Source organism: Endozoicomonas sp. ALC013 (assembly GCF_049310205.1).
In the GTDB taxonomy this organism is placed as follows: domain Bacteria; phylum Pseudomonadota; class Gammaproteobacteria; order Pseudomonadales; family Endozoicomonadaceae; genus Endozoicomonas.
The window spans coordinates 1-3,906 of record NZ_JBLYNS010000258.1 but is presented as its reverse complement, the minus strand read 5'-3'; the positions used below and the strand labels follow the sequence as shown (position 1 = coordinate 3,906).

The following is a 3,906-nucleotide window of genomic DNA, read 5'->3' as shown; positions in this document are numbered from 1 at the left end:
ACCGGAAGAGACCAGCACAACCTCCACGCCCTGATCACGCAGCTGGCACATCTGCGTCACCCAGGCGTCCATACGATCAAGATCCAGGCCCTGACCTTCATTGGTTAACAGCGCACTGCCAATTTTGATCACCCAGCGCCGGGCTGCCTGCAAGCGGTTGCGTTCACTCATACGTAGAAGACCTCGACATCGTGATCGTCATCATCATCGTCGTCATCGTTATCCGCCGCTTTTTTTGCCGCCCGACGAGCACGACGCTCTTCGGCCAGCTCCCGCATACGCATGCGCGCCTCAGATTCCATCTTGCTCAGCTGCTCTTCTTCCTGTCTGGCCAGCTCTTCATCTTCACTTTGTTCCAGCGCGCGCTCTTCGATAAAGCTCATGATGTTCTGACAAAGAATCCCGGTGCCCAGACCAGCAATAGCGGATGTCTGGTAAACAGGGCCGGTCCAGTTCAGCTCCTTGATAATATGCTGGCAGACAGCTTCGCGCTGATCGTCGGGCAGCAAATCGACTTTATTCAACACCAGCCAGCGATCCCGGTTCGCCAGGGTTTCACTGAACTGTTCTAACTCATGAATAATTGCCTTGGCAGACTCCGCCGGATCGGTGTCATCATAAGGTGCCACATCAACAAGGTGCAGCAGAATACGGCATCGGGCCAAATGCTTGAGGAAACGAATACCGAGGCCAGCACCCTCAGCAGCGCCCTCAATCAGACCGGGAATATCGGCAATAACAAAGCCACGATGACGATCCACCGCCACCACGCCCAAATTTGGAACCAAGGTAGTAAATGGATAATCAGCCACCTTTGGCCGAGCCTGGGATACGGCACGAATAAACGTAGACTTGCCCGCATTGGGCATACCGAGCAGGCCTACATCGGCAATCACCTTAAGCTCAAGGCGCAGATCCCGGCGCTCGCCTTCAGAACCCGGGCTGGTCTGTCTCGGCGCACGGTTAACACTGGATTTGTAACGGGTATTCCCCAACCCGTGAAAGCCACCCTGGGCGACCTTGACGCGCTCACCAACATGGGTCAGATCGCAGATAACCTCTTCCGTCTCGTTATCCACAACCGTGGTGCCCACCGGCACTTTCAGCTCGATATCCGTACCTTTGGCACCGGTACAGTTACGGCCACGACCCGGCTCACCGTTCTGTGCCTGGTAGTGCTTCTGGTAGCGGTAATCCACCAGGGTATTCAGGTCGTTGTCAGCAATCACATAGATGCTGCCACCATCACCACCGTCGCCACCATCGGGGCCACCTTTTTCAATAAATTTTTCACGGCGAAAGCTCAGGCAGCCATTACCACCTTTACCCGCCTGAACCGTGATTGTCGCTTCATCTACAAACTTCATTGCGCCACTCTCCTGCAACCATAATTGCAGCGTAACCAGTCATCTGCCAATGCCTGCAGGTAAACCCTTAATAGATGTCAGGGCTTACCTGTAGGCACTGTCCGGTCAATAGATAAACAAAAGCCCCGCGATAGCGGGGCTTTCAGGGTGAGCCGTCAGCAATCATCAGATAATCACTGACAGCCCGAACGCCATTATGCAGCAGCTACGCTGACATACTTGCGCTTTTTAGGACCCTTCACTTCAAACACGACTTTACCGTCGGCCTTGGCGAACAGGGTGTGGTCCTTACCGATGCCTACGTTAGCACCAGCGTGGAACTTGGTACCACGCTGACGAACGATGATGGCACCCGCCTGGATAGCCTGACCACCAAAGATTTTGACACCAAGGCGTTTACTTTCTGAATCGCGACCGTTGCGGGTACTACCGCCAGCTTTTTTGTGAGCCATCTTGCTCTCCTTTTATCCCGGACCTGCCGCCAGCTACCACACCAGAGACCGTCCTTAGAAGTAATCAACAGGTTAAAAAAACCTGTCAGCAATAATTAACCGGCAATTCCGGTGATCTTCAGCTCAGTGAACCACTGACGATGGCCCATCTGCTTGCGGTGATGCTTACGACGCTTGAACTTGATGATCTTGATTTTTGGACCACGGCCGTGGCTGATAACTTCAGCAGTAACCTTGGCACCTTCAACCACTGGAGCACCAACTTTCAGTTCTTCGCCATTGGCGATCAGCAGAACGTCGTTGATTTCCAGACTTTCGCCAGCGGCGTTGCTCAGTTTTTCTACCTTCAGGATTTCTCCTTCGGTAACGCGGTACTGCTTACCACCAGTTCTGATAACTGCGTACATGATTTGATCTCCGAAAATCCTTAAGAGCCTCTTTGTCAAAGGCATCCACCGGCCCTGGAAAGGCATGGTGGAATTTTTAGCTATCTAAAAACCACTTCTTTTGCAGCTGACAGCTATTAAAGAAGCTGATGGCTATTAAAGAAGCTGATGGCTCCAACAAGACCAGTACGGCCTTTCAGTTACCATCAGGGATGGGCGGCACCTCATGAGCTGAAGGGCAGCTGAAACCAGCTATTAATCAGCAATCCATGACAAAGCGGCACACCGCACCGGATTCTCAGATAGGGGCGCAAATTTTAAGGGAGTCAAGCCTCACTGGCAAGACCTGTTGGCATTTTATCCTGCCCTGCCCGGTGAAAGGGGTCAGCAGGTCTGCTGCCTGTTTCACTGAAATAAGTAGGCACCCCGCAAAGACCCTGTATTAATGCCTTCATCACCGGCTGCTATTGACAGTTGCAGTAGCACTAAATACGATGCCCAATTTCGCCCCACCAAATAAGCCAGATGCCGGACAAACAACAAGCCTCTTTTCAGATCGCAGTCCACGACGATTTCCGCAGGGTGAACGAGTGCATTCACGATCAATTGCACTCTGACGTCGCCCTGGTCAGCAAAATCAGTGAATACATCATTAAGTCCGGTGGCAAGCGGCTACGCCCATTGCTGGTACTGCTGACTGCCCGGGCCTGTGGTTACAATGACTGCAACCACGTACCACTGGCCGCCATTATTGAATTCCTGCACACTGCCACCCTGCTGCATGACGACGTGGTGGATCAGTCAGACATGCGCCGCGGCAGAGACACGGCGAATGCCCTGTGGGGCAACGCGCCCAGCGTTCTGGTGGGTGATTTTCTCTATTCCCGCGCATTCCAGATGATGGTAGGGCTGGAGAGCTTCAAGCTGCTGCATATTCTGGCGGACGCCACCAATGTCATTGCCGAGGGTGAGGTTATGCAGCTGATGAACATCAATGATGCTGATGTTACCGAAGATGACTACATGGAAGTCATCCGCTGCAAAACCGCCATGCTGTTCCAGGCCTCCAGCCAGACGGCCGCTGTGCTGAGCAAAGCCAGCCCGGAACTGGAAAAAGATATGGCTAACTACGGTAATTACCTCGGCATTGCCTTCCAGCTGGTGGATGATCTGCTGGACTATGAGGGCGATACGGAAACCATGGGTAAAAACCTCGGGGATGATCTGGCAGAAGGCAAACCGACATTACCGCTGATTTACACCCTGAAACATGGCACCAGTGAACAAAAGGCGCTGGTAAGGGAAGCGATTGAGCAAGGCGGCCGGGACAATATTGCAGCCGTTGTGGAAGCGGTTCGCAGCTGTGGAGCACTTCAGTACACTGCGGCTAAAGCCCGGGAATACACAGCCAAAGCAAAACGTTGCCTGAACTTATTGCCAGAAGGCAAGTATCGCAGTGCTATGGCGGACCTTGCGGACTTCGCGGTTGTCAGAAGCTGTTAATCAGCATTTGTTTTAAGGCGAACCCTTGCAAGCGAAGGGGCCGGTATTTTGTGAATACCGGCCCTTTTTTTAGGGCTGGACCAAAGGCAGGTTCACCGCAGTCTCCAGAAATATCTAACCGCGGTTTTCAGGATTGGTGTCGCATTCCAACGAAAGCAATCCCAGCAGCCATGGCTCAGGGGTGATCAACTGCTGAAG

Annotated in this window: 4 protein-coding genes and 1 pseudogene; 1 reads left to right on the top strand and 4 read right to left on the bottom strand. The window is 53.0% G+C overall.

Annotated features, from left to right (window positions below; translation table 11 throughout):
• The 4 genes and pseudogenes from ACO6V1_RS22815 to rplU form a co-directional block, all read right to left on the bottom strand.
• Positions 1-171: pseudogene (locus ACO6V1_RS22815) on the bottom strand (glutamate 5-kinase); the annotation flags it as partial.
• Positions 168-1,367: an Obg family GTPase CgtA gene (gene cgtA, locus ACO6V1_RS22810; RefSeq protein WP_269672981.1), complete on the bottom strand. Its 1,200-nt coding sequence runs from the start codon at positions 1,365-1,367 to the stop codon at positions 168-170. The gene cgtA and the pseudogene ACO6V1_RS22815, both read right to left, overlap by 4 nt.
• A gap of 194 nt (positions 1,368-1,561) precedes the next feature.
• Positions 1,562-1,819, bottom strand: a complete 258-nt coding sequence (rpmA, locus tag ACO6V1_RS22805; RefSeq protein WP_020581555.1) for a 50S ribosomal protein L27 — start codon at positions 1,817-1,819, stop codon at positions 1,562-1,564.
• 95 nt (positions 1,820-1,914) lie between these two features.
• The gene (gene rplU, locus ACO6V1_RS22800; protein WP_101748326.1) at positions 1,915-2,226 is read right to left on the bottom strand and encodes a 50S ribosomal protein L21; all 312 of its coding nucleotides are present in this window, start codon (positions 2,224-2,226) and stop codon (positions 1,915-1,917) included.
• A 504-nt stretch (positions 2,227-2,730) separates the two neighbouring features.
• Here rplU and ispB point away from each other — a divergent pair.
• On the top strand, positions 2,731-3,708 hold the full coding sequence (gene ispB, locus ACO6V1_RS22795; protein ID WP_422446870.1) for an octaprenyl diphosphate synthase: 978 nt from the start codon (positions 2,731-2,733) through the stop codon (positions 3,706-3,708).
• The last annotated feature ends 198 nt before the right edge of the window (positions 3,709-3,906 follow it).